This window comes from Microcoleus vaginatus HSN003, from assembly GCF_022701255.1.
GTDB classification, from domain to species: domain Bacteria; phylum Cyanobacteriota; class Cyanobacteriia; order Cyanobacteriales; family Microcoleaceae; genus Microcoleus; species Microcoleus vaginatus_B.
The window spans coordinates 4,721,229-4,745,429 of record NZ_CP031705.1; the positions used below are offsets into that span (position 1 = coordinate 4,721,229).

Here is a 24,201-nt window from a genome sequence, read left to right on the forward strand (position 1 = left end):
AACTTCCCGATCGATCTGATATATTGATTAAGAATTATGATTTTTAGCAATCATCAAAGTGGCGATATTTAACAGGCCCAAATTGGAAAAACTCGCGGTTCATAAATCTAAAATATTAGCCTGGGCGATCGCACTTTTTAGCGGCATTTTGATGGCATTGACAACCGCACCAGTCAATGCTTGGCTATTGGCTTGGGTAGCCCTAGTTCCCCTCTGGGTCTTGGTTGTTAGTTATGAACGACCAATAATAACACAAAAAAAACCAAAATTTATTGTCCTTCCTGCTTCATTTTTGCTTCTTCCTTTACTCTGGGGAATTGGCTATCACGGATTAGCTTTATCTTGGATTATGGGAATTCACCCCATGACTTGGTTGGGAGTTCCTTGGTGGCCGAGTTTGGCGATCGCACTTTTTTGCTGGGCTTTCATCACTCTGTGGGGAGCCGCCTTAGTTGCCGTTTGGGCGTGGCTATTTGCGATCGCAATTTCCAAAATTAGTGGCACAGGCATCTTGCCTGGGATTTCCCAAAAAATTAGTGGCACAGGCATCTTGCCTGGGATTTCCCAAAAAATTAGTGGCACAGGCATCTTGCCCGTGATTCGCGTTTTAATTGGCACAGCTTTGTGGTGTGCCTTAGAAAGTATTTGGAGTACAGGTTCGCTGTGGTGGACATCCCTATCATATACGCAAAGCCCCCACAATTTACCAATATTGCACCTCGGTCAACTCTCCGGCCCCAGCGCCGTAACAGCCGCTATTGTAGCAGTAAATGGCTTAATTGGCGAAGCTTTTATTGAAGGAAGAAGGAAGAAGGAAGAAGAAAGAAGGAAGAAGTGGATTGCTTATATTTTGCCTGCTAGTTTGTGTGTAGTTTTGCATATTGTAGGATGGAGTTTGTACAATCGCCCTTTGAATCAAGAAGCTGCAACCGCTTTAAAAATTGGCATTATTCAAGGCAATATTCCTAACGAGATTAAGTTTGACTCAGGGGGTTGGGGGCGCGCTTTGGAAGGTTACACCACTGGATACAAACAGTTAGCAGACAGAAAAGTCGATGCTGTGTTAATTCCAGAGACAGCTTTGCCTTTTATCTGGACAAACGAGTATCAGCGTTCTACTCTTTCCTTTTACCAAGCTATTCTCGAACGCGGCGTTGTGGCTTGGGTTGGAGGATTCGGACAGCAAGACAATAGTATCACTAACAGCTTATTGGCCATCGATCGCACGGGAGAAATTGTGGGTCGCTACGATAAACTCAAGCTAGTGCCTTTAGGTGAATATATCCCTTTTTACGAAATCTTAGGCGGGATTATTAATCGCCTTTCTCCCTTAGATGCTCATTTAGTACCCGGTAATTCTAAACAATTGTTTGATACGCCGTTTGGCCGCGCCATTGTCGGAATTTGTTACGATTCTGCCTTTGCGGAAATTTTCCGATATCAGGCAGCGAATGGAGGCGAATTTATGATCACCGCTTCCAACAATGCCCATTACAAACCGCCGATGTTGGATCAACATCATGCTCTCGATGTGATGCGGGCAATAGAGACGGATAGATGGGCGGCTATCGCAACTAATACGGGTTATTCTGCTTTTGTAAATCCTCGCGGTGAGACGATTTGGAAGTCGGGAATTAATACTTATGAAGTCCGAGATGCTACTATTTATCGGCGGCAAACGCGGACTTTGTACGTGCGGTGGGGAGATTGGCTGACGCCTGTATTGTTAGTATTGGCTGGGTTAATGCGGTTTCTTGTTAAAAATTAACCAGAAGCTTTTAGATTTTAGATTTTATCTACCCATCTAAAATCTAAAATCTAAAATCGAATGACTCTACTTATCTTTCACCTGTTCGTGAACGCTAGGAGATAAAGAAATTAAATCGTCGATATTGATCTGCATGGCAGCACAAATATTATCCAAAGGCAAATCATTGGCATCGTGTCCGAAGGGATTTTCTATTTCAATGCCGATTTCTTCGATACCGAACAAAGTAAAACTAATTAAAGCCACAACTGCGCCGGTTCCCCAAGTCAAATCGTTCACCATTTGAAAGGGCAGTGCTAAACAGTAAAGCAACAATAATTGTTTCAAGTGAATCGCGTAAGCCAAAGGGATAGGCGTCTTCAAAATCCGCTCGCAGCCACCTAATACATCAATCATAGAGTTGAGCAACTCATTCATAGCCGTTAACTGATAGACATTCAGGCAATTGCGCTCGTACTGCTCGTGCATATAATCCTCAATCCAAAAGGCAATTTCTAGGGGAGGATTGTTCATTGATTTGAGTTTTTGGTACTGCGCTGGGGACATTAATGCCTCCAATTCTGGATTTACTTTTTGTTGCCGCAAGTGCAGTTTCATCGCCACTGCAAAGGCAGGTAACAGGCGCAGGACTGACTTTTTGATTACGATATCCTGCGGCTCTTTTTCCTCAATTGCTACCCAGATTTGGCGCGCCAAATTGCGGACGTTGTTGACTAAAGTACCCCACATTTTTCTCCCTTCCCAAAATCTTTCGTAGGCTGTATTTGTCCTAAAAACTAACAGTAAACCCAGGACAATACTCGGTACAATACTCGACAAAATGGGCATGGAAACTGGCAACTTAAAAAAGTGCAGCAGGGAAATAAGAACTCCAAAGCCCCCGCACAGCAAAACGCGGGGCAAAATTGAGGGAATGACAGACCCGCGAACCTGTAATGCAATTTTAAACCAAGGTGGTCGATCGCCACTCATGCAAGTCTCCTCATTAAATTAAATTAGCCCTGCCCTAGCGCGGGCAGCGCAAATGCCTGGTAAACCTAGTTCTTCGGCTGTCACCAGTCGATTGGAGATTCGAGATTTTAGATTGACTCCACAGATAAATCTGGAGGGTTTGAACTTTGGTCTAAAATTTTTTGGTCTCCACCACTGCTGTCAGCGCTTGTATCCCTATTTGGGTGGGGTGAGAGCTTCCAAAAAAAGCTTTCCTACAAACAACCTTTGGATTTTACCCACAAAACTCATCTTTAGGCTCAATTTAAAATCTAAAATCTACAATTGATTGACGCTGTGACTTAATTCGGTAAGATTAACTATGTATCTTTAAACCTCAGCTTCCGTGCAAGAGCTACCCACATCTGTGCCCCCGCATTTTCACCGATTGCCAAACCAACGGTGGCAAATTTATTCGCCTCAACCACAGCAAGCCGAACAGTTTGCCACGGAAATCGGTTTGTCGCCTTTGCTAGCACAGGTGCTGATTAACCGCGGCATCGATTCTCTGAAAGAAGTGCAAGAGTTTATCGAACCGGAATCTCTGGTTTTGCCCGCGCCAATGGATGAGTTTCCCGATTTGGCTGCGAGTGTCAAATTGTTGCGGGAGGCGATTTCGCAAGGGGAAAAAATTGCGATTTGCGGCGACTACGATGCTGACGGGATGACGAGCACCGCTTTGTTGCTACGCGCTCTGAGGGCTCTGGGGGCGAATGTGGATTATGCTATTCCCAGCCGGATGCGAGAAGGTTATGGGATTAACAATCGCATTGTAGAAGAATTTCACTCCGAAGGTGTCGCTCTCATTCTCACGGTTGACAACGGAATTGCAGCCTACGGCCCGGTTGCCAGAGCGCGAGAACTCGGTGTCAAAGTTATTATTACAGACCACCACGACTTGCCGCCAAAACTGCCGCCGGCTGATGCTATTCTCAACCCCAAATTAATCGCGGAATCTTCACCTTATCGCGGTTTGGCTGGCGTAGGCGTTGCTTATGTTTTGGCTATTACTTTGGCTCAGGATATGCAAAAAGTGGGCGGGTTGGTGAATCCGCTGCTGGAGTTATTTACGTTGGGAACTATTGCGGATTTAGCGCCTTTGACAGGAGTTAATCGGCGCTGGGTGAAGCGGGGCTTGCGACTGTTGCCTCACTCGCAATTGGCGGGTATTCAGGCTTTGATTCACGTGGCTGGAGTGCAGCCGGGAAGTGCGGAAAGTTTACCTCTTCTGAATTCAAAAAGCCAAGCTAGCCATACGTTAAAGCCTGAAGATATTGGTTTTAGGCTTGGCCCCCGGATTAATGCTGTGGGGCGGCTGGCTGACCCTCAAATTGTGATAGAGTTGCTGACTACGGACGATCGCGAATTGGCTCTCAAAAACGCGATGCAGTGCGAACAAATCAATCAGCGCAGGCAGGAGTTGTGCCAGGAAATTGAGCAAGAAGCCATCGCTTGGTGCGAGAAAAGTGATCTCGATTTGCAACAAGAACGAGTTTTAGTTGTCGTGCAACCCGGTTGGCACCACGGGGTGATCGGGATTGTGGCTTCTCGGTTAGTGGAACGCTACGGCGTACCTGTGTTTATTGGTACTTTTGAGGATGAGGCTGTAGGGGCGGTTGCCCATAAAATTATCAGGGGTTCGGCGAGGGGAATTCCTGAGTTTAATGTATTTGACGGGCTGAATTTTTGCGCTGATTTATTAACTAAATTTGGCGGACACAAAGCGGCTGGCGGTTTTTCTATGCCTGCTGATAACCTCGAAGAATTCCGCAATCAACTGTCAATTTTTGCCAATCAATGTTTGCAACCGGAACACCTAAAACCGCTGGTTTCAGTAGATGTGCAGGCAGATTTGGCAGAGATTAATCTCGATCTTTACCGACAAATTGATGCTCTGGAACCTTGCGGGATTGAAAATAAGGCTCCTGTATTTTGGACGCCTAATGTTTGCATAACTGAACAGAAAATTGTTGGTAAAGGAGGTCACGTTAAACTAACTGCAACTCAAGATGGAAATTTATCGGCTAGTGTGAAGGCGATTGCTTGGCGTTGGGGGGAATATTTTCCTTTGCCTCGGCGGGTGGATATTGCTTACCGATTGCGGGAAAATAGTTTTAATGGCAAGACATCGGTTGAGTTAGAATTGTTGGGTGTCCGGCTGCCCGCAAATGCTGCTACTTCTAGGCCGCCGATGTTCGGAAAAGTGGAGTTTGATTATTGCGATCGCACTTATTCTTGCAGTCTGTCTCCTGCTGGCTCGATCGAGGAATTGAGAATTCGCAATTCTCAAGGACAAGTTTTGGCTGTTGCACCTGGACAAAATATCGGTTTGTTAGGCAACTCCCGCAAAGATGCTAGAGAAGTCGATGTATCTCTACCTTTTTTTGAGAATTTGATTCAAACTGCTAAACACGCCCTCGGTATTTGATAACTCGGTATTTGATAACCCGGTATTTGATAACAAAGCAGGTGCAGCAGGGAAAAGTGGCGATCGAGCGTTTTGAATTTTGAATAATTTAAAACTCAAAACTCCCAACTCTCGATCGCCCCGCAGCGTGCTATAATTACAGGTCGCCGCCTCTAGCTGCCAACAGAAAAATCACGATCGGGCCCGAAAGCACGACGGCTGCGAGTAAAGCTACCTGAACAATGAGTTGGTAGTCTACACCAGCCATACCACTGAAAAGATCGGTTATAAAGTCCATGTGTCCTCCTGACTGTAGTGATTAAGTCTAGATTGTTGAATTAGAAAATCCGCTTCTGATTTTACCGGGCGATCGTCCCTATTTTTTAAGGAACTTTACAAAATTCAACAAAATGTAAACTATGATCGACCTCCCAGTCACAGGGAACCGGGGACTTGAGGCCCCTTCCGAGAAAGTGCCCCCAATCTAAAATCTCCAATCTACAATCGAACCGCCCCTTCGGGATCTGGGCCTCTGGCACTGGCAATTGATATACTTGAAGAACCCCAATCTCCTAAAGTTTGGTATTTTCCAGATGATGTTCCGAATCTAAAATCTAAAATCTAAAATCTAAAATCTAAAATCAAACTATGGCTACTTGGCGTTGTGTAAAACAGTGCGGTGCTTGTTGTTACCTCGACCCAACAGAGCGCCCTGACTTAGATGAGTATTTATCTGAAGATGAATTATCGCTCTATTTAAGCTTAGTCGGAGATGACGGTTGGTGTATCAATTTTGACAAAGCGACCCGAGAATGCGGAATTTATGGCGATCGACCGCGCTTTTGTCGGGTAGACTCAGAAGTGTTTCAGGATATGTATGGCGTGGAGCCGGCCCAATTGAACGATTTCGCGATCGACTGCTGCTTGGAACACATTGAAGACCTTTATGGCGATCGATCTTTGGAAATGATCCGCTTCAACTCTGAAGTCGGAATTCTCGCCTTACCTGACAACTAACAATCTCCCAGTCTCTCACCGGGAGAGTGTCAAAATAAACAAATCAAGGAAATATCGCGCAGTTGAGTTGAGCTATGAGCAATCGAGAGGGTTTTACAGGCGGATTTATTGCCGGAGCTGCAGTTGGTGGCTTGGTGGGTGCAGTTTTGGGCGCGGTGCTGTCGCGGCGCGCTGCTGAAGCTTTGCTGAATGAACCTTCAGACGCAAAAACTAGAAAAATCCGCCAGAGGAAAGGCAGCCAACTCGAAGCCGAAGGGATGGAAGTAGCAAGGCTGAGTTTAGAAGATAAAATTGCCCAGCTAAATCAGGCAATAGATGACGTGCGGCTGCAACTCGGCGACGTAAACGGCAACGCCCAAGCGCCCGGTGGCGAGGGTTCGATCGCTCAAGACTCCTAACTCCATTTAAGATTTTAGAGTAGTCGGGCAGATCTATGCGGGCTACTCACATCTTGCACCATTCTCGCTTCACAGACCCGAAAGGTATGTGAAGCAAAGAGTTATTTTTAGTGTGGGCCGTTGCTCTTCTAGCCCGCCCGCAAATAGCCTGATGCTCCCCCTCTCCCCCAGCTATGCTAAACTTTAAGCTAAAGTGTCTGTAAACTTTACTCAAACTTCAACGAGAAAATATGAGTTATTCCATAGGCCTTTTGGCAACCACGCTGTCCACATTTCTGCAAATCTATGTAGTCCTAATGATTTTTCGGGTGCTATTAAGCTGGTTCCCGAATATCAATTGGTACGATCCCCCCTTTTCAATTTTGAGTCAGTTAACAGACCCTTACCTGAATCTATTCCGCTCGATTATCCCCCCCTTAGGAGGGATTGACTTTTCGCCGCTGATTGCGTTTTTTGTACTTCAGTTCGGCTCTGAATTCTTGATCGGTCTTTTAACCAACTTGCAAACAGCCTTGTAGTTAGAAAAGCTTAATTTTTTAAGCATCGAGCGTAAATGGTTTGGCAGACATAGCTGTCGGCAACTAAATTTTAGATTTGAGATTTTTAGATGAACTCCCCGGTTGAAAAGCTGGGGAGTTTATCGTACATGAGAAATGAGAAATTGCCCGCAACTCAACAATCTCAAATCTAGAATCTACAATCGAAAACAGCATCGCGCTTTCACGGGCAGCCAACCCAAAATCTCAAATCAGCAATCTAAAATCTCAAATAGTTTTGTTAACGGCGAACCACGCCAGTAAAACCTGTAGCTTTAAATTGCTTGAGTTTCAAAGGTGTTCTCTGATTGGCCGCAACGGAAATTCTGAGCTGAAAATCGCTAACTCCGGGAGGAACTTCTTCTATAGAACCCAAGCGAGTGCGATTTTGCATCACCGGATTGTCGTCGGCATCATAAATGCGGCCGAAAATATCGGCATTGACAACTGGTTTGCCGGTGCTATTTTCAGCTTTCCCAGTAATCAAAAAGCAGGTAGCTTCCATAGAACTGCCGCTGGTGACTGTTCCTTCTCCCATTTCGGCAGGACATTCGCGATAAGAAAGGTCGGAAAGTTTAATCTGCGTCAGAGCCCAAGCAGGTGGAGTGAATACCAAACTAAAAATTCCGATTAGGCAAGTAGCAAAAAAAAGGCTGATAGCTCGAAATTTCATAAATGGCGGGGCAAGTATATTTTAATTCTCAGCTTAGCGCGAATTTAGCCTCAAATTTCTACTTATAGGAATTCGGAAAACTACAGCTACTTTTTGAAGAAATGGCATTAGTCTAGACCTAAATGCTGTCGCAAGGCTTGGCGCATCACATCGACTGGGACGGATTCTTGATCCAGCCAAATTTTTAAGGCTGCTGCTCCTTGTTGAACTAGCATTTCGAGTCCGTCAATAGCTCGCGCTCCCCGAAGCTTCGCATCTTTGAGAAACTGCGTAGGATTAGGGGTGTAAATTAAATCATAGACGATCGCACCTGCTGAAATTCGATCAATCTCACCAGCAGCAACCGGCGACTTTTCCCCCTGCGGATACATCCCCACGGGCGTCGTGTTCACCAGCAAATCTGCCTGCGAGATTAACATTGACAAATTATCCCAAGTATGAACCTGCAAATTCTGCACCGGCATCGGAGAATTGACCCAACTCTGCTGAAATTCCCCTAAATTTTGTTCGCTGCGACCGACAACGTGAATCTCTGCACATCCCAATTGAGCGCATCCAGCCACAACAGCCCTCGCCGCCCCGCCATTCCCCAAAATTACCGCTACTTTCTGACTCCAATCGGAACCCCCCCTAGCCCCCCTTGGTAAGGGGGGGGACAGGATTGAACAGCCGTATTGCCCCTTTCTAAGGGAGAAATCGCGTCTTTAGCCCCCCCTTGGTAAGGGGGGGTTGGGGGGGTTTGCAGCGGTGCGAGAAAGCCTTCAACGTCAGTATTTGTGCCGCACCAACCTTTGTCAGTTAGGTATACGGTATTGACTGCGCCGATCGCTCGGGCGATCGGGGAAACTTCCGACAGCAGCGGTAAGATTGCTTGTTTGTGCGGAATCGTGATGCTAAATCCCCGAACGCCGATCGCCGCAAATCCTGCAAGAGCAGCTTTTAAATCCCCTGGTTTTACCGGAAACGGCAGGTAAACAAAATCGACTCCCAAGTGGGAAATAGCAGCATTGTGCATCGCCGGCGACAGAGAATGTTCGACGGGATGGCCAATTACTCCCAACAGTTTAGTAGTGCCTTTAATCATTTTTGTTAGTTGACTGTTGACTGTTGACTGTTAACGGTTGAGTTTTGTTAGTTTTCATACCACATCCTGCTACAGTTGGGCCCTTATTCTTTAGTCGGCTAGGAGTGAACTTCGTTGGTTCAGAAGCGATTTTCCTCGCCGAGTGACTGTAAACCGTCAACTGTTAACTGTCAACTCTCAACTCTCAACTGTTTGCCGAAACTCTTTGGCGTCAGCCAAAATCGGATTGACATCAAACCAATAATCCTCGCCGTAACGGTATTCAAACACCCAGAGACTACGCAGCAAGATTTGGTATTTAGTTTCCCCGTTCACAGTTTTGGTAGCGGATACTTGGCGCAGCAATTGCCACTCCTCCGGTTCGATCGCCAAAGTAAGCTGGTGGCGGCGCTGGATGATCACATTTTCCAAAGTTTCCCGCGACAGAGGAGGGTCTTGTTTCTGCAGACAGCTATACAGCAGTTGCAGCAAATTTCGGACATGACCACCGCTGACTCGACACAGGCGATCGAGAGTTTCCGCAGAGTCGAAAACTTGGCCAACCAAAGCATAGCGCTGCCAAGGGTGCACCGTCGGAAAAGCCCGCGCCAGAACCATCTGTCGCAGCAATTCCACACCCTCAGAGCACTCAGAACCGTCGCTCAACTGCACCGGCACCATCGGCAAAACCTTCGGATCTACCCCAAATCGATTAGTCAACTGGCCCAAATCGTTAGAGAAAATCAGCACCAAAGGAATTGTATACACGACGTGGCAATTGAGTCTTGCCAACTGTTCGCCGCGATCGACAAACAGGTATTCCGGCAGCCGCCGCCCCGTCGGTTTCGCGCACAGGTGTATGCGATCGAGATTATCGATAATTACTACAAGTCCTTGTTTCCCTTGTCGTTTGAGTTCTTGATTAGCCGGCTCCAGCAACTCCTTATTAAGCACATCTAAAATTACATTAGTTCGCGGCTCCAGATATTGCCTCAACTCCGATCGCAGATTCGGAGCATCTTTCGCCTTAGCAGTAATTTTGCCAATTCCCAAGGCCAGAGAAAATTCTCCCTCCGTGCTGGCATTTATTTCCCCCAAACCAGGGACATTAGCTTCAGCGCTCAAGTCTATTTGAGTTTGAAAAACATCAGCAACCCCTTTGAGCAAAGCTTTAAAACCCCTCGGTTGCAGCTTGATTTTCATTTTCTCGATGCTTTCGCTCACCTGACGAGCAACGCTCAACAAAATGTCAGTGATATCTACATCTGCCATGTCTAAGTCCTTACTAGACTCAAAGTAAACAACATGAAATCCTTGTTGCTGCAATTGAGCTTGCAGCCGCAGCAATTCTGTTGATTTACCCGAGCCGATGTGACCGGTGAATAATTGACAGGTAGGTGAATCCGGGGACAGACGGCTGATGGTGCGCTCCAATTGTTCTACGATTGTGCCACCCCGCACTGATGAAAAATCGATATAGTATTGTCGGTCTTCTTGATTTGCTACTGCCAGGGTGTAGCTGGGATTGCAGGCGCTATAAAATTTCTGTAAATTTAGTTCCATACCCTGTTCCATCTTTCACAACATTATGCCCTAATAGCTTATTCGTTTCGCCACTTTACTAATCAGAACAAGTGACCACTTTATTCTGATATTTGATGGAGAACTCACTATCTTGATTTATTCCTAAGCCCGCCCTCCCAAATTCTACTTTTTTTGGGCGTAGTGGGAATAAATAAAAGTCACTAATACCTCTCCTAACCAAGTAATTTCTCCTCGTACAGCGAGCGCGACTTCATTGACCTCACAGACGAAAAATTGACACTAATGTTCTCGAATCAAGTGAGTATTGGAGTACGGTTAACCGAAGAAAAAACAGGTAGTAATCAGGTATCCATAAACCAGGTTTTTTAAATAATACCTTGTAGATTGAACTATTGTGAACCGAAACCAACAAAATATTTTAGATTGGCTATTTTAGATGGGAGCAAAAATTTAACATCTAAAATTGATGGCGTTGGGTACGAGCTCCTCAACCCAGCCTACTTTCTTAGAGCCTTTTGACTTAGGCGCGAAGGTGTGGTTTAAGAAACCGGGTTTCTCGGTGTGATTTTTTTTGGGAGCTACTTATTTTTGATCAATTCTACCATTTTGTGACCGACACCTGCTGCCGAAGCGGGATTTTGGCCTGTGACGAGCCTCCCGCTGGCCACAACGCAAACTTGAAAATTAAGAACTTTCCTAAAATTAGTCTCGCATTCAATTAATTTGTACTCCAGTAAAAACGGCACTATTTCACCCAGTCCCACAGTGGCTTCCTCTTCATTGGTAAAAGCAGCCACAGTCTGATGTGCAATCACGTGCTCACCCCCGACTACTTAAGATTAACTAACGCCGCCAGCCCGTGACTGACAGCACCGACAATGCCACCTGCTTCATAAATAGCACCAATCCCAGCAAGTTCCTGGTTATCAGCAAAATCCCACATTGTATCGTGTCCCCCGCCTAGAAAATAGCCCCTTATTCTGCGGAGTAAATTTGTGCAGGATTGAGAGTATTTCCCACTCGCGCCACTTGCCACCCGCGGCTTTTGGTGAATTGTATTTTGCCGAATAATTGACGTTCATCCAAAACTACTTCTTCCCGATTTAATAGCAATTAGACAAGCCGTTGCTTCGGAATTTTGCTGGAGCGTTATTCCCGACTACTTGTATACAAATTGGGTGAAATAAAATCGCTTGACACTTGTCCCCAAACCTGCACAAGCTTTTAGTAATCGGCTTTGGCTAGCTTTTCGGAAATCTGAAAGACAGTTGCCAAAAATCAAACGGAGGTTAGAATCTTATCAATTTTAATAATTCTATTAACGCGAGGCTAACCCTCAAAATCCGTATTCCCCGGCACTGCTGGCGAACGAGAATTAGGACTTTATAGCGGTTCTCATTAGGATAAGGTACAGGCTCATAATGCCGAAAAGAATAAGCTCCTCGTTTGGGGTGTACTTTATCCAATTGCCAACCACTATCTCAATGTGCCATTTTTGTAGAAATACTTGACTTTCGCCCAGTTTTGTAGAAGGTACAAGCGCTATGATTGGGGTAGATCTTGCACAAATCTAAGCTGTTAAAAAACATATAAAGCTTCCCCAGCAAAAACAAAATTGTGTAACACAGTGCTCAGAAACTTTATGGAGTTATCCTAATTATTGACAAGTCAATAAACATACATTAATTTTATAAAAACATCTATCTAGCATAAAGCCGATTAAGGTAATGTCAAGCCTGCAAATTCCTACGAAAAAAAAGTCAACAGGCTGAACAGATAGAGCAAGTAAGAGTCCGGTTAGTGGCGCAATTACGAGCCACTGGGATTGACATTGAACAGCTATGAAACAACCTTAATGAGAAGTTAAACCAACCTTATCTTGACCTTGACGCAGGTCTAGTATGCTTTGTTTAATTCACCGGAAAAGCTGATGCAACTATCACGACGAAAGTTTTTTACCTTGGCAGGAGCGAGTGCTGCTGGCACTTTGATGATGTCTCCTCTAGAAGCGCTTTATGCCAGAAAAGCGAATGGTCAATCAGTATTTGGGGGGGGGTATGGGCCCCTCATAGCCGATCCGAATGGATTGTTAGATTTACCCCGTGGGTTTCAGTATGAGGCTTTTTCACGAACCGGCGAAATGATGAGCGACGGTTCCCCTGTTCCCGGTGGTCACGATGGCATGGCGGCTTTCCCAGGTCCCCAAAACACGGTGATTCTGGTTCGCAATCACGAACTGAGCCCGAATTCTACAACACAAGTTGTGGGTCCCAATCCTTACGATCCTCTTTGCAAAGGCGGAACAACCACACTACAGGTTGGTCCCAATCGTCAGCTCATCAACCACTACACTTCACTTAGTGGCACCTATCGAAATTGTGCGGGTGGCCCGACTCCCTGGGGTTCTTGGATTACTTGCGAGGAAAATGTCTCGACTCTGGCGACTAATAGACCTGGCAATGCGACAAATGTCTCGAAATCTCACGGCTACAACTTTGAAGTTCCGGCTCAGGCAACGGTTCCTGTGAATCCCGTACCTTTAGTTGCGATGGGACGGTTTAACCATGAAGCGGTGGCGATCGACCCCAAAACCGGAATTGTCTACGAGACTGAAGACCGAGGAGATAGTCTCTTCTATCGCTTTATCCCATCTCAACGGAACAATTTAAGCGCCGGTGGCACTCTACAAGCGCTGAAGATTAAGAATATGCCTCAGGCAAAGACTTTTGCAGGCTTTCCCAAGCGCCAACCCATGCCGGTGGAATGGGTGACAATTGACAATCCTGACCCTGCTACGGATACGGTACGGGTCGAAGGTTTCGGTAAAGGTGCTGCCCAGTTTGCTCGTGGGGAAGGCATCTGGTACGGCAATGGTGAAGTTTACTTCTGTTGTACGAACGGTGGCTCTGTTGATGCTAATGGCAGACCCAACGGATTTGGTCAGGTTTGGCGGTATCTTCCCGATCAAGATATGATCGAACTTTTTGTTGAGGCTAAATCGGCTGAGGAACTGGATGGGCCTGACAACATTGTTGTGGCACCTAATGGTGATCTGATCATTTGCGAAGATGGCAATGATGAGCAGTTCTTGGTGGGCGTAACTCCCAACGGGGAACTGTATCGTCTGGCAAAAAATGCTATCAACGATCGGGAATTGGCGGGAGCGTGCTTCTCGCCGGATGGTAAAACTTTGTTCGTTAATATCCAAACCCCAGGCATTACGTTTGCTATTTGGGGTCCTTGGATGTCTCAACGAGGAGCATAACATTATTGCCTTATAGTGCGAGCATTTTATTTGCCTGTAAAACGCTCTTATGTTCGCACTCAGCAGAATATGACGAATCACGCCGGATTGTGGCAATATCCGGTGTTGGTTCTCTAGAAAATTATGAAAGTTTAAAGGTTTGTGGGAGTTTGAAGAGTCGTGCAATACGTCCGCCAGTCGAAACGAGTGTTTTATTCTCTGGTAATGATGTCGATCGCCTTTGGCGTTGATTTATCTCAATCTAGGGATTCAGTCGCTCAAATACCCGTTGATTATGTTTGCTATATACAGACGAGTGATGGTCGAACGATCGACTTAGGTAAGCTTTGTGGAAGTAGTGGCAGAGGCCGCCCGATCGCTTTACAGCCCAATGACCAGGCCTTTCTTAATAGTTATCAACGATCGTTGAGCAAACGGCTCAATTCATCCTCATCCGAGGTTGTGTCTCGCGTTCAGCGAAATCCCCAAGCTGCTATTGAACGTGCGCGCGGGATATGTAATGCGCTCAGTGCGGGAATGTCGATCGACTTGCTGCAACCTCAAGGCAATGCTGAAGTTGATGCGCTTAACGCTTTGGCTCCTAAATATTACTGCTCTGAGTTTGACGACTGAGCAAGGAAGTAACTAGATTTTGAAGGGAAGAAAGGGTTGATTAACGGTAAAACTTTTTCTGACATTTGCTAACAATCACTTACATTTACAAGATGTCTTTATGCCATCTAAAATGAATTTAGCCGAGCCGATGAATGGTGAAAAACATTCGTAGTAAGGAACCTCTATATCAATAATTTGCGTCTACATTATCAAAGCAAATAATCAAATTGGCTAAATGCGGTCACGCCAAAACCAAGCTGAACCCTCATAGTACAAGTGGTTCTACAGTTTTCTACGGGCGGCAGGTTGATACGCATTGGTTGAGTTCTCATCTCAACTTATAGCGGTTGACAATTGGATGCAGTACACCCCAAACGACGAACTTCTTCTTTTGGGCATTCTGAGGCTGTATTTCATCCTAATGACAACTGGTATAATATCCTCTTCATCAGCTTTCATCAGTGGTTAAAAATTCCAAATTAATCAAGACAGCGCAACAACAAACCTGTCATAAAAAAGGGCTGGCAATTACGCCAGCCCTGCAACTAATTTAAGATGTTAAATTATTGCTAATTTAACATCTTAAACCTCAAATCAATCTAGCTTCTGTCAGTAGCAGCTACTGGCTCAAAGCTTGGAACCACCAACTCATCATTCTGCTTGGTGAGTTGATTGTACAGCCGTTCGGTATTCGGGAAATTCGCAGCCGGCAGAGTCGGAAAGCGACGGTAAGGAACAGTATCCTCGCCAAACGCTTCGGCATATTCAACGCTGTTCAACATGGCGTTGATAAAGCCCTTAATCCCTTTACTTGCCAAGATTTGGTTGTACGTCCGAATCTCCGCTTGATTGCGGGGAGCGCGGCCCAAGAAGTGCTTGGTTCCCAACTCAATCACCTTAGTATTGGGATAAGGTGCGTAGAATTGTTTGACGTACAGCGACGAACAGCCCAAAGCCTCAATGAACTCCTTGAGATTGATTTCATTGTTGCCCAGTCTGCTTTCCAGCGCCGTGAATTCATTCTTCACAACATACGGGTTGATGTCGCGCTCAAAAACTTGACGGTAAGCAGCTTGAATTAAAGTTTTCAAAGCTACTTTGTCCGAAGTAGTCGTCAGCTTGAACACCTTAGTTTGTTCGCGCCGCTTGCTGACACCTTGAGCGAGGCTATTTTGTAACTCGAACTCGCCCCGATCGAGCGCAGTGCCGAGTTCGATAAACCGAGGAGTTTCGGGTGTCTGAGCTTGGACATTTTGCTCAGCGACGGAACCCGATCGCATCGTCCGCATCGACAAACCACCGGCAGTCACATAGCGCTCGTAGGGCACTGTATCTTCCCCAAAAGCTTCGTTGTACTCCGTGCTGTCCAGGATGCTATCAACCAGCGCGTAGAAACCCTTCTTGGCACAAATGTCAAAGTAAGCGTTCATTTCCTGGCGGCCGTAGGTAGGGCGTCCCAGGAGTCGGCGGTGAATGTACTCGATCGCCTTACAAACGTACAGCTTGCTCCAGTACATATTGCGGAACACGTCAGACTTCGCCAACATCCGAATAAACTCGCGCATCGGAATCTCGCCGTTTTCCAGCTTAATTTCCGCCACCTTTTGGCGCTGACCGTCGAACACGTCGCGACCGAACACTTGCAGGTAAGCTGCCCGAATCACCGCTTGGGTGGAACTTTCGGTAAATTTGACGCTCGCCGTACTGTTGTAGCCGCTGGCTACAGAAGCACCGCGGCCACTGGCTTTTCTCGGAGCAGTGTAGCCACCCGGCAACTGGTCTAATTTAAAGACCTTGGGGCCGAGAGAGCCTGGAGCCTTGCCGCGGGCTTGCGGGTTGCTCAATTGGTTTTCAATCCCCGCACCTTGACGGATCAGGATGCGGCGGGTGTCCTTGCCGAAGGGAGCGGGACGGCTCTTGGGGTTGCGAGTTTCTTGCGGGAAAATCGCGCCGAACTGAATTTCTAAGGGGTCATTGCCAACACCGTAAACGTGCTGTTCTGGTAGCGGCTGAGTGTAATCTGCAAACAAGGTGATGAACTGAGGCACCTTGCGGTACGGAGCGCTGAAATTGAACAAATCAATTTGCGGGCCCCAGTTGCGACATTCCTGAGCTTCTTGGCCCAAACCGCGCAGGTAAGGCACGGTTTCTTCGCCGAAGTAGTCGGAATATTCCTGGGAATAAACCATTGCGTCTACGAGGGCTGCCAGGCCGCCTTTGGTGACGATCGCAAAATACTTGCTAAATTCCTCCCGCGAGCTCAAACCGCGACCTAGGAAGTGACGAGCGGCTAATTCTACAGCACGGCTGTTGACAAACGGCTCGTAGAATTGCTTGCGGTACAGAGGAGATTTGCCAAGGCGACGAATAAACTCTTTCATCGAGATTTCGCCATTTTTGACCTTGGATTCCAAGTCAGAAATGCTTTGGCTGTATGCGCGGGTAATATCGCGCTCGAATACTTGGCGGTAAGCTGCTTTGATTACTTCGAGCTTTTCGACCGAAGACAGACCGGTTTTCATGACGAATTTCGACCGTCGCTCGGCTGCGTTGAAGTAGATTTGAGGCAGTTGCAAGCCTTGCTGGTCGTTGCTTTCGCGCTGCCGCACCTTGTCTGAAGGTGTGGGAGCTTTGAATTCGGTAATAGCTACGTCGAAATACTGTCCGACGATCGCACTTGCCTCTGCATTGTTTTTGAAATAGCCCAAAGATGCTGCCTTCATTTCCTGCATTGCCACAATTGTGGCCGCCGAAGAGCAAGCATTTTCGATGATTTCCCGCAATCCGCGCACGTTCACCGAAATAATGTTCGGGTCGCCCGCGACGATCGCGTAGGTGATGTAGCGCAAAAACCAGCTCAAGTCCCGCAGAGATTTGGTCATGTTGCCCGGGCCGTAGCGCGAGACATTGATCGGCTGAAATCCTGCTGGGAGCGGGCCGCTGTAGCCGCCACCGTTGCCAGAAAATAGATTTCCCAGCCCCAAGAATCCGCCGCCACCGCCACCGCCGTTGCCGCCGCCTGCGCGACCTTCAACGTAGGTAACAGTTCCCAGTTTCATGGCTTCAGAGACATCCGCCGAACCGCGACGAGTCGCCCCTGCCAAAGCCATCGCAGGTTCTTGTGGTCTTTCCAAGAATGCCAGCGGGGAACCGCCGGTAAAAATCCGGTTGGCTGCGCGGGATACTATCAGTTCCGAGTTTTTGGTCAGCGTCGCAGAGATATCGATCCGCAGACCCCCTGAACTGAAATAACTTGCCAGTTCGCTGAGTTCGCCCCGCTGTAGAAAGCGGTCTTGCTGTTCTGCTTGCGAAATTGTTGCGACCGGTACAGTTTGATATAGTTGCGGACGCGCAACCGAGCTTCCACCACTTGCCTTTACAGTCATTAGACTCCTTCGCTCCCTATCTAAATAGTTGCAGCATTTAACCCGACTAACCTTGCCTTCTCATGCAGGGCAAAGTAGGTATTTTTGCTTTGTTTACTTTTTGCCTTTACCCGTCACGAGGTTCGGGCGCGCTTACTTTCTTAGATTAAAATGTTTTGGTTTCATCTTTCTGCCTGCCGGGAAATGTCCGATCCGAAGGCAGGCACGGGGTACTCCCTCCGCTGCGCTCCGCCGGCATACCCGTGGAAAAAAAGACTCGGCAGGAGAGTTGCCTTTGGGCGATCGCAGCAAGTGCCGTCAATTAAGGGAAAAGAAAATCAAAAATTTTCTTGTGCCTTTTTCTGGATCTGTGACTTTCTGCGGAAAGACGCCTCCGCTTTACCCGAAAGCTCAGCGGTGGGTTATTGACAGTCCTGGTTTGTTAAAAAGCCTGCCGACATTTATTGTATAGATTTAAGAGAGCGTATATGAGAAAAAATGATAAGTTTTATTACGCAGAAGCTGTCAGGGCTTGGCTATCAGGGGTTAGTCGATCGCCCGATCCCTCTGTTTGAGGCTTCCCAATGCCAGCGAAGCGACACTTTTGTTGCGAGTAACGCAGCCACAGAAGTGCATTGCGTAGCGCTGTTACCCCGTAGCTACTGACAACCAATCTCAAAACCCACGCCCTATTACCTCACCTATGGATACTACGCCTGATATCAGCGCTGCCGTGCGACGGCTTTACGATACTTTCCCTTTCCCGCCCGATCCTTTGTCAGACGAACCGCCGCCTGGGTACAACTGGCGCTGGAGTTGGCCTGATGCTTACAATTTTTGCACCGGGCAAAAGCCGCCAAAACTTGATATTCGGATTTTAGATGCTGGCTGCGGCACTGGTTCGAGCACTGATTATCTGATTCACCTCAATCCCGAAGCTTCGGTGACGGCGATCGACCTGAGTGAAGGTGCTTTGAAAGTAGCACAAGAACGCTGTCGGCGATCCGGAGCGCGCGAAGCTGATTTTCGCCACCTCAGCCTGTACGATGCCGCCGAGTTACAGGGCGAGTTCGATTTGATTAACTGCGTGGGCGTGCTGCACCACTTACCCGATCCGATCCGGGGCATTCAAGCGCTGGCGGCGAAGTTGGCAGACGGCGGTTTGATGCACATTTTTGTGTATGCTGAGCTCGGACGTTGGGAAATTCAACTGATGCAAAGGGCGATCGCACTTCTTCAAGGCCCGCAAAAAGGTGACTATCCCGATGGTGTCAAAGTCGGTCGTCAAATCTTTGCTTCTTTACCAGAAAACAACCGTCTTGTCAAGTACGAAAAACAGCGTTGGGCAGCAGAAAATCAGCGAGACGAATGTTTTGCTGATATGTACGTTCACCCGCAGGAAATTGACTACAATATTGAGACTTTGTTCGAGTTAATTGATGCTTCGGGATTGGAATTTACTGGTTTTTCCAATCCGGGATATTGGCAGTTAGAAAGACTTTTGGGTAAAGCGCCGGAATTGATAGAAAGAGCTCAGGGTTTGACGGAACGGGAGCTTTATCGATTAATTGAATTGTTGGATACGGAAATCACTCATTACGAGTTTTTCTTGGGCAAAAAGCCTGTTAATAAAATTGATTGGTCGGACGATAAGGCCCTTTTGGCGGCCATTCCAGAGTTGAGTGGTTGTATGCACGGTTGGCCTAGTCAACAAGTGTTTGATTGCAATTATCAATTGATCAATTTGTCAAGTGCGGAATTTGAGTTTTTGCAAGGTTGTGTACCCCCCCCAGCCCCCCCTTGCCAAGGGGGGGAGAAAGAGGGAAGCCCGTCTGGCAAAAGCATAGGAGAGATTTTGGCGGATGTGGAGATGGGATTGGATGAAGTGCGATCGATCTTATCAAAACAGCTAATTTTGCTAAAGCCTGGTCAAATCTAAGGGCGGGCTCTCCGGCCCAACCCCTACTCCCCACAATCAAATTAGCTTTTTGTGGAACAGGCATCTTGCCTGTTCTTTGCTCGGAGTAGAATTTCTGTTAAATTCCCAATTAATCAAGGCTTTACAGTTGGAGGATTAACAGCCGTAATTTGTGAATAACGAGCGAAATCAGCAATGTTAAAAGTTAGGATATGGGTTAAACCATGAACTAGCATAGCAGCAACTAGCCGCGCATCATGAACATTGACACCTATAACGTTATACGTTATCACCAGTCGCTCCCATTCTTGATAAATTGCTTCGGTATCCAACAAGAGAGGAAAAAGCTGTTTTAAGCGATTAATTTCTGCCTCTGCTTCTGTTGCAGTACGCCCTAATCCATTTCTCTGGATCGGGCGCGTGCAAACGTTCCAAAACTCGATCAAATTTTGGGGTACGATATAAAGTTGTTCTCCGCGATCGCGCAGAGTAATCACGGCATTAACGGCATCAGGATTCATTGGATGTGCTGTATCGATGCTACGTAGCAGTATGTTTGTATCGACGAGAAACGGCATTTAACCTCTGTCTCCATAAATGCTCTCTCTGCTAATAGCTTCATCTGAAAGAGTGGGGAAATTTAGGGTACGATGACTGTCAACCCATTCTTGAAATGCTATTGACCATTCTGTTGGGGTAGCTGTTTCATAAAATGGACGTTGTTGAGGTTCAATTAGCTGTTTGAGCATCGCATCTAGTAATGGTTTAATCTGATCCGCCGTGCGGCTGGTGATTTTTGCCAAAACTTCAGTAATAGTCTGTATTTCTTGTTGGTGAGATTGCTGAAGATTGTGCAGCATAGTTATCCTTGAGTGTAAGTTTTTGGGTTGACGATAACAAAATCAATCGCACTTTTTAAATTGATTTTAATATTATAACTCTAGCGCAAAGCCTAGGAAGTAGGCGATTGCTCGTTCCCAGGCCAAAGCCTGGATGCACGTACTAGGATTTTCTGTGATTGCGAACGTAGTGAAGCAATCTCAAAGCTGACGCACCTTTGCCAAATCCCAAATCCCAAATGGATTGACACAGGCCCCCGTCTGCGGCTACGCTTTCAAGTTAGAGGTTGCTTTGCTTGTAGAGGAAGTAGCCCGCGTCGCCCAAAAATCTAGTTGCACTGCCCAAAGCTGCTGGTAACAGCAATGGACAGCTAACCGCCAAACTGATCACAGCAGTCTGGAGGCTAACGGAGTATCTTAACATCCTCTGTAGCCGCCCTGCTATGTGTTGAAATGCGGGGCGGCTGGGTTTTTGGGTTTTTCTAGAAAACCCAAAACCAGGAGAACATAATTATGTCACAGGAATTCTTGCCTGACGACAACAAATTTGATCGCGCAAATGACGACTCAGCAGCAGAATCGGAACAGGATGTGGTTTGTGTAACGGTGACAGGTTCGCCCAAGGGTGTCAGGGAAACCATACTCACTTTGTACCGCCTGGGATTTGCCGAAGTCGGCGATTGGAGTCCCGTACAGCGTGCAGCGAATCCGAAGCAAGTGATGAGTGTGCTGATTCGCCGTCGGAAGCGCAAAGCGTAGGTGTTTGCTCGTTCCTAGGCCTTAGCCTGGGAACACATTCCATGAGCATCTGCCTCCTGTTTTTATTTTTATCCGTTAGCGAGGCAGAGCCTCTGGATCTCGGTTCCCAGGCTAAGGCCTGGGAACCAGTTAAAGTAATTGAGAATGGTGCAACATCTCAGTTTAATCTTATTCCTTTACTGACTTTCGTGCGCTCGCGCCCACGCACTTAATTTATACAGTAGTAGTTCTGTCGCATCATAAAGCCGTTAAAACAATTAAACCATTATTTTCTTGTGTTCATATTAATAGTAATAGCAAAAAAGACTATCTCTATTGAAATAGCCGCTGTTCCGCCAGCAACTCCCCCAACTTCTATCCCAAGAGCTGGTAATAAACAGACAATTACAGCAGTGATTATTTTTGACAACATATAATTTATTTTTTACTCGCATTAGTTACGAGCATTATTGTTATTTTTATATTATCCTAAAATCAGGTTATTTTTATTTGTGACTATTATCATAAAAAATTGTGATATTCATCATAGTAGGGATACCCGTGTTAATGTAAAAAGACTAGGGCGTAGTGGTGGGAATGGTAGAGGCAGGACTCCCACTCTGGTACTTTTTGCTCGTTCCCAGGCTAGAGGCTGGGAACGCATTCCATGAGGCTCTGCCTCCTGTTTTTATTTTTATCCGTTAGCGAGGCAGAGCCTCTAGATCTCGGTTCCCAGGCCTTAGCCTGGGAACCAGTTAATTGAGCGGATACGATAAAACTATATGTAAATAGAATTTATGAGTTGGCAGGCAATCTTATGTTCAAAAATCTTGTGATTGGTCTAATCTTCACTGCCGAAGTTTTTTTACCTTCTTTTTCTGATAAAAGCATCCCTACCCCATTGCTCACAGTTCAAAATTCCGACCCATATCCGGCGGCTGACAAAAATGGAGACTACCACATTGTTAACGGAAATAGTGGAATCATGCCTTTTATGTGGGAAGCCGTAGATCCAGAAGGTTTGAATGTTCGCTGCGAAGATAGAACAGGTGATATAGCATTTCTTACAAAGGTGAGGTACAATAACAGCAGTGAGTAAACCAATTCCAAATATTTGCTGATGTAACTTCACTAAATGCAAACTCTATGGCTTTTGCTAACTCTTTATAATTAGGTGTCTTGATAGAACGGAGAATATTTTTAAGTTTTGACCATAAATTTTCAATTGGGGAGAAATCCGGCGAATAGGGCGACAAGTATATTAATTTAGCCCCTTTTTTTTGGATGGCTTTTTCTACTTCTTCTCCGGTATGAATAGTACAATTATCCATGACTACACAAGCACCTTTCCATAACTTTGGCACTAATTTTCGGATAATAAAAGCCTCAAATGTAATTGCATCAGTTGTACCTATTAAATTAACTGATGTTAGGACTTCTTTGACCGATATAGCTCCAATTATTGAGACATTTCTTCCGCGTTTATTCGGTTTTGATCCCTTGGCTCTTGAACCTTTTAGAGATCGAGCATATAACCTAACCATTGCCAAGTTTACTCCACATTCATCAATGAATATTAAGTCTTTGAAACAAACTTCTCTAATTTTTTGCCAGAACTCGTATCGCAGGTTCTGAACCCTGTCAGTGCCTTTGTCTGACGGGAAAAGAGTTTTTTTTTCAAAGTCATGTTTAAGAGTTTTGCCATTCTTCCCATCGTTGCTACGCTGATGGTAAAACCAATTTTTTGGTACAGTAAATAACGGAGTTCTTCGAGAGTTGCATCATTGTTTGCTTCAATCAATTCCGCTAAAATTAGCAGTTGTTCTGCATTCAGTTTTAATTTGACTCCACATCGCTCAGTGCGAGGAGCAATGTTTTGGGTGTCACGATACTGTTTAACCAATTTTTGGACAAAACTTAGGGCTACACAAAAACGGTTAGCTATTGCTCTTTGTGACAGCGGTTCATTATGGTACACATCCATAATTTTTTGTCTAAAATCAATCGAATAAGTTTTCATTTTTACTAATGCGTGATCCTTGCTAAAATTTGAGATAGTTGTCATTCTAGTGACTGCTGCGGGTCGAGGGACTACTGCTCGAAGATCGCCCTATTTAATTAGAGCTGTATAACATTTTGAAGTTCTATATTTTTCACTCCGTTTAAGTCAGTTATATTATACCTCATCTTTCTAAGAAATGCTATAGTAACCAAATGGATATACTTAATTCGCCCGTTAATAGGGTTATACCAAATGGAGAAAAATTTGATGCTGTGGGAATTTTTCTTGACCGACGGGGGAAACCTTGGCTATGGGTTGGAAGTCATTCTATGGGCAGGTATCGCTGCTGGGTCAGAGCTAATAAGAATTATGTACAACCATTTCAAAGAATTAATCGCAACATGGAATAGCGTTTTTAACTAAGGATACCTCTGAAAAAACCCGCTTCACTATGTGTGTGGCGGGTTTGTATTTGATTCACAAATATGTTTTTTCATAATGTTAAAAGCTACTAAGATTAAATATAAATAAAACCCACTAATTAAATTAGTGGGTTAGTTTAAATAGAATCTAAGATTTAGCTTAAATAAATACTATCGAGCCAGGTTTAAAACACTTTTCACAACTCCTTTGACAGGTGTCTCTCCAACAGCAACACCACCTGCAAATGCTCCTCCCACACCAGGGCAATAGGGTAATAAGGCAGCAGCAGGGGGGAAAACTGATGCGGCAAGACTATCAGCACCCATACATATAGCAACTACAGTAACATAAGCAACTGCTGCCTCGACAGCAGGCTTTACAAGCTCGTTTGTGATAGCTTCCTCTACAACTGCCGAACTTATCGCAACTAGGCTGCCAGTGTTACTACCTTCAAGATTCATCAATGGAATCACTTCAGAGTAGGCATAAGCAGGCTTTTCCATACATCCTAAAACTAAGACTAGAGCAAGGATAACAGCTATTAAACGTTTAAACATTGTTTATTTTCCCTAGTGTGAAAGAATTACCTTTTTCTATTTAACCTATTTTTAAATTCAGCGTCTACCGAAAAAATACTTAAACATCAACTCTTTACATATA

The 24,201-nt window shown here is 45.8% G+C and carries 24 protein-coding genes and 1 pseudogene; 11 read left to right on the forward strand and 14 right to left on the reverse strand.

What is annotated here, in order from left to right:
• Positions 1–151 precede the first annotated feature (151 nt).
• A complete protein-coding gene (lnt, locus tag D0A37_RS20450) occupies positions 152–1,768 on the forward strand; it encodes an apolipoprotein N-acyltransferase (RefSeq protein ID WP_242725656.1) in 1,617 nt (538 codons plus the stop codon).
• Between the two features lie 66 nt (positions 1,769–1,834).
• On the opposite strand, the gene D0A37_RS20455 is transcribed toward lnt, so the two are convergent.
• Positions 1,835–2,740: a bestrophin family protein gene (locus D0A37_RS20455; RefSeq protein ID WP_242717075.1), complete on the reverse strand. Its 906-nt coding sequence runs from the start codon at positions 2,738–2,740 to the stop codon at positions 1,835–1,837.
• A 364-nt stretch (positions 2,741–3,104) separates the two neighbouring features.
• Between D0A37_RS20455 and recJ the strand changes: the two genes are divergently transcribed.
• A complete protein-coding gene (gene recJ / locus D0A37_RS20460) occupies positions 3,105–5,186 on the forward strand; it encodes a single-stranded-DNA-specific exonuclease RecJ (protein ID WP_242717076.1) in 2,082 nt (693 codons plus the stop codon).
• 136 nt (positions 5,187–5,322) lie between these two features.
• On the opposite strand, the gene psb30 is transcribed toward recJ, so the two are convergent.
• The gene (gene psb30 / locus D0A37_RS20465; RefSeq protein WP_242717077.1) at positions 5,323–5,463 is read right to left on the reverse strand and encodes a photosystem II reaction center protein Ycf12/Psb30; all 141 of its coding nucleotides are present in this window, start codon (positions 5,461–5,463) and stop codon (positions 5,323–5,325) included.
• Between the two features lie 350 nt (positions 5,464–5,813).
• Between psb30 and D0A37_RS20470 the strand changes: the two genes are divergently transcribed.
• The 3 genes from D0A37_RS20470 to D0A37_RS20480 all read left to right on the forward strand — a co-directional run bounded on the left by D0A37_RS20470 (position 5,814) and on the right by D0A37_RS20480 (position 7,098).
• Complete coding sequence (locus D0A37_RS20470) at positions 5,814–6,182, forward strand: YkgJ family cysteine cluster protein (protein WP_242717078.1); 369 nt, start codon at positions 5,814–5,816, stop codon at positions 6,180–6,182.
• 74 nt (positions 6,183–6,256) lie between these two features.
• Entirely contained in the window at positions 6,257–6,580 is a 324-nt protein-coding gene (locus D0A37_RS20475) for a ssl2009 family thylakoid membrane protein (RefSeq protein ID WP_242717080.1), read from the forward strand.
• Between the two features lie 230 nt (positions 6,581–6,810).
• Positions 6,811–7,098: a YggT family protein gene (locus D0A37_RS20480; protein WP_193976712.1), complete on the forward strand. Its 288-nt coding sequence runs from the start codon at positions 6,811–6,813 to the stop codon at positions 7,096–7,098.
• A gap of 259 nt (positions 7,099–7,357) precedes the next feature.
• Here the strand turns inward: D0A37_RS20480 and D0A37_RS20485 are convergent, their stop codons facing one another.
• From D0A37_RS20485 to D0A37_RS20505, 5 genes and pseudogenes are all read right to left on the reverse strand, one after another.
• Complete coding sequence (locus D0A37_RS20485) at positions 7,358–7,789, reverse strand: hypothetical protein (protein WP_190657424.1); 432 nt, start codon at positions 7,787–7,789, stop codon at positions 7,358–7,360.
• A 107-nt stretch (positions 7,790–7,896) separates the two neighbouring features.
• Positions 7,897–8,873 (reverse strand): annotated as a pseudogene (locus D0A37_RS20490) (shikimate dehydrogenase).
• A 177-nt stretch (positions 8,874–9,050) separates the two neighbouring features.
• Positions 9,051–10,415 (reverse strand): P-loop NTPase fold protein, encoded by a 1,365-nt coding sequence (locus D0A37_RS20495; RefSeq protein ID WP_242725659.1) that lies wholly within the window; start codon positions 10,413–10,415, stop codon positions 9,051–9,053.
• Between the two features lie 560 nt (positions 10,416–10,975).
• Complete coding sequence (locus D0A37_RS20500; protein WP_242717081.1) at positions 10,976–11,212, reverse strand: type 1 glutamine amidotransferase family protein; 237 nt, start codon at positions 11,210–11,212, stop codon at positions 10,976–10,978.
• A 160-nt stretch (positions 11,213–11,372) separates the two neighbouring features.
• Positions 11,373–11,510 (reverse strand): hypothetical protein, encoded by a 138-nt coding sequence (locus D0A37_RS20505; RefSeq protein ID WP_242717082.1) that lies wholly within the window; start codon positions 11,508–11,510, stop codon positions 11,373–11,375.
• An 817-nt stretch (positions 11,511–12,327) separates the two neighbouring features.
• On the opposite strand from D0A37_RS20505, the gene D0A37_RS20510 reads away from it, so the two are divergent.
• Positions 12,328–13,662 (forward strand): alkaline phosphatase PhoX, encoded by a 1,335-nt coding sequence (locus tag D0A37_RS20510; protein ID WP_242717083.1) that lies wholly within the window; start codon positions 12,328–12,330, stop codon positions 13,660–13,662.
• Positions 13,663–13,821: 159 nt separating this feature from the next.
• Positions 13,822–14,274 (forward strand): hypothetical protein, encoded by a 453-nt coding sequence (locus tag D0A37_RS20515; protein ID WP_242717084.1) that lies wholly within the window; start codon positions 13,822–13,824, stop codon positions 14,272–14,274.
• A gap of 581 nt (positions 14,275–14,855) precedes the next feature.
• On the opposite strand, the gene D0A37_RS20520 is transcribed toward D0A37_RS20515, so the two are convergent.
• Positions 14,856–17,642, reverse strand: a complete 2,787-nt coding sequence (locus tag D0A37_RS20520) for a phycobilisome rod-core linker polypeptide (RefSeq protein WP_242717085.1) — start codon at positions 17,640–17,642, stop codon at positions 14,856–14,858.
• Positions 17,643–17,792: 150 nt separating this feature from the next.
• Here D0A37_RS20520 and D0A37_RS20525 point away from each other — a divergent pair, with 150 nt between their 5' ends.
• Positions 17,793–18,050: a hypothetical protein gene (locus tag D0A37_RS20525; RefSeq protein ID WP_242717086.1), complete on the forward strand. Its 258-nt coding sequence runs from the start codon at positions 17,793–17,795 to the stop codon at positions 18,048–18,050.
• Between the two features lie 82 nt (positions 18,051–18,132).
• On the opposite strand, the gene D0A37_RS20530 is transcribed toward D0A37_RS20525, so the two are convergent.
• On the reverse strand, positions 18,133–18,300 hold the full coding sequence (locus D0A37_RS20530; protein ID WP_242717087.1) for a hypothetical protein: 168 nt from the start codon (positions 18,298–18,300) through the stop codon (positions 18,133–18,135).
• Positions 18,301–18,324: 24 nt separating this feature from the next.
• On the opposite strand from D0A37_RS20530, the gene D0A37_RS20535 reads away from it, so the two are divergent.
• Complete coding sequence (locus tag D0A37_RS20535; RefSeq protein ID WP_242717089.1) at positions 18,325–19,560, forward strand: class I SAM-dependent methyltransferase; 1,236 nt, start codon at positions 18,325–18,327, stop codon at positions 19,558–19,560.
• A 113-nt stretch (positions 19,561–19,673) separates the two neighbouring features.
• Here D0A37_RS20535 and D0A37_RS20540 read toward each other — a convergent pair whose 3' ends face one another.
• From D0A37_RS20540 to D0A37_RS20550, 3 genes are all read right to left on the reverse strand, one after another.
• The gene (locus D0A37_RS20540) at positions 19,674–20,117 is read right to left on the reverse strand and encodes a type II toxin-antitoxin system VapC family toxin (protein ID WP_242717091.1); all 444 of its coding nucleotides are present in this window, start codon (positions 20,115–20,117) and stop codon (positions 19,674–19,676) included.
• Positions 20,118–20,399, reverse strand: a complete 282-nt coding sequence (locus tag D0A37_RS20545) for a hypothetical protein (RefSeq protein WP_242717093.1) — start codon at positions 20,397–20,399, stop codon at positions 20,118–20,120. It abuts the gene before it with no gap.
• A 259-nt stretch (positions 20,400–20,658) separates the two neighbouring features.
• A complete protein-coding gene (locus tag D0A37_RS20550) occupies positions 20,659–20,802 on the reverse strand; it encodes a hypothetical protein (protein WP_242717095.1) in 144 nt (47 codons plus the stop codon).
• A gap of 89 nt (positions 20,803–20,891) precedes the next feature.
• On the opposite strand from D0A37_RS20550, the gene D0A37_RS20555 reads away from it, so the two are divergent.
• Both D0A37_RS20555 and D0A37_RS20560 read left to right on the forward strand, forming a co-directional pair.
• Complete coding sequence (locus tag D0A37_RS20555) at positions 20,892–21,137, forward strand: hypothetical protein (protein ID WP_242717097.1); 246 nt, start codon at positions 20,892–20,894, stop codon at positions 21,135–21,137.
• Between the two features lie 880 nt (positions 21,138–22,017).
• On the forward strand, positions 22,018–22,215 hold the full coding sequence (locus D0A37_RS20560) for a hypothetical protein (RefSeq protein ID WP_242717099.1): 198 nt from the start codon (positions 22,018–22,020) through the stop codon (positions 22,213–22,215).
• Here the strand turns inward: D0A37_RS20560 and D0A37_RS20565 are convergent.
• Together D0A37_RS20565 and D0A37_RS20570 are read right to left on the reverse strand one after the other, a co-directional pair.
• Positions 22,181–23,136 (reverse strand): IS630 family transposase gene (locus tag D0A37_RS20565; protein WP_242715677.1). Its coding sequence is split into 2 segments (ribosomal slippage): positions 22,181–22,803 and positions 22,803–23,136, totalling 957 coding nucleotides; the frame shifts between segments, so codons are not numbered across the junction. The two genes, D0A37_RS20560 and D0A37_RS20565, sit on opposite strands and share 35 nt — an antisense overlap.
• Positions 23,137–23,711: 575 nt before the next feature.
• Positions 23,712–24,098, reverse strand: coding sequence for a hypothetical protein (locus D0A37_RS20570; protein WP_242717101.1), 387 nt, complete (start codon positions 24,096–24,098; stop codon positions 23,712–23,714).
• Positions 24,099–24,201: the final 103 nt, after the last annotated feature.

What these genes read in the sequence shown, in the direction of transcription:
- lnt (WP_242725656.1), top strand. Translation starts at nt 152, where the DNA reads ATGGCATTGACAACCGCACCAGTCAATGCTTGGCTATTGGCTTGGGTA.
- D0A37_RS20455 (WP_242717075.1), bottom strand. Translation starts at nt 2,740, where the DNA reads ATGAGTGGCGATCGACCACCTTGGTTTAAAATTGCATTACAGGTTCGC.
- psb30 (WP_242717077.1), bottom strand. Translation starts at nt 5,463, where the DNA reads ATGGACTTTATAACCGATCTTTTCAGTGGTATGGCTGGTGTAGACTAC.
- D0A37_RS20470 (WP_242717078.1), top strand. Translation starts at nt 5,814, where the DNA reads ATGGCTACTTGGCGTTGTGTAAAACAGTGCGGTGCTTGTTGTTACCTC.
- D0A37_RS20475 (WP_242717080.1), top strand. Translation starts at nt 6,257, where the DNA reads ATGAGCAATCGAGAGGGTTTTACAGGCGGATTTATTGCCGGAGCTGCA.
- D0A37_RS20480 (WP_193976712.1), top strand. Translation starts at nt 6,811, where the DNA reads ATGAGTTATTCCATAGGCCTTTTGGCAACCACGCTGTCCACATTTCTG.
- D0A37_RS20485 (WP_190657424.1), bottom strand. Translation starts at nt 7,789, where the DNA reads ATGAAATTTCGAGCTATCAGCCTTTTTTTTGCTACTTGCCTAATCGGA.
- D0A37_RS20495 (WP_242725659.1), bottom strand. Translation starts at nt 10,415, where the DNA reads ATGGAACTAAATTTACAGAAATTTTATAGCGCCTGCAATCCCAGCTAC.
- D0A37_RS20510 (WP_242717083.1), top strand. Translation starts at nt 12,328, where the DNA reads ATGCAACTATCACGACGAAAGTTTTTTACCTTGGCAGGAGCGAGTGCT.
- D0A37_RS20520 (WP_242717085.1), bottom strand. Translation starts at nt 17,642, where the DNA reads ATGACTGTAAAGGCAAGTGGTGGAAGCTCGGTTGCGCGTCCGCAACTA.
- D0A37_RS20525 (WP_242717086.1), top strand. Translation starts at nt 17,793, where the DNA reads ATGTTTTGGTTTCATCTTTCTGCCTGCCGGGAAATGTCCGATCCGAAG.
- D0A37_RS20535 (WP_242717089.1), top strand. Translation starts at nt 18,325, where the DNA reads ATGGATACTACGCCTGATATCAGCGCTGCCGTGCGACGGCTTTACGAT.
- D0A37_RS20540 (WP_242717091.1), bottom strand. Translation starts at nt 20,117, where the DNA reads ATGCCGTTTCTCGTCGATACAAACATACTGCTACGTAGCATCGATACA.
- D0A37_RS20545 (WP_242717093.1), bottom strand. Translation starts at nt 20,399, where the DNA reads ATGCTGCACAATCTTCAGCAATCTCACCAACAAGAAATACAGACTATT.
- D0A37_RS20550 (WP_242717095.1), bottom strand. Translation starts at nt 20,802, where the DNA reads ATGTTAAGATACTCCGTTAGCCTCCAGACTGCTGTGATCAGTTTGGCG.
- D0A37_RS20555 (WP_242717097.1), top strand. Translation starts at nt 20,892, where the DNA reads ATGTCACAGGAATTCTTGCCTGACGACAACAAATTTGATCGCGCAAAT.
- D0A37_RS20570 (WP_242717101.1), bottom strand. Translation starts at nt 24,098, where the DNA reads ATGTTTAAACGTTTAATAGCTGTTATCCTTGCTCTAGTCTTAGTTTTA.